1 pseudogene is annotated in these 243 nt (G+C 70.0%); it reads right to left on the minus strand.

The annotated features are described in order from the left end of the window. Positions 1–81: 81 nt before the first annotated feature. A pseudogene (locus G3O06_RS49590) lies at positions 82–243 on the minus strand (LysR family transcriptional regulator); the annotation flags it as partial.

The raw sequence follows: 243 nt of genomic DNA on the forward strand, positions 1-243 counted from the left end.
TTCCCCTACACCTTTTATCCCCCTCCTTCCCCCCCCGACTCTCTTCCGATCTCTTTCGGTCGTGGCCGGCGCTGCCGTCCTTGCGTGGCTCGCGGCGGCCGCCATTGCGCGTGCGCCTTCGCTGGCCAGTTCCGCGATGCGCGCGGCTACCGGCAGGCCCTGGCTGCGATACGTCGCGACGAGCGGCAGCGCGGGGAATTCGGGGGCGACGTCGAGCAGTTCGAGCGCGCCTTCGTGCACGCT

The organism is Burkholderia sp. Ac-20345 (assembly GCF_017104825.1).
Lineage (GTDB): Bacteria > Pseudomonadota > Gammaproteobacteria > Burkholderiales > Burkholderiaceae > Burkholderia > Burkholderia lata_B.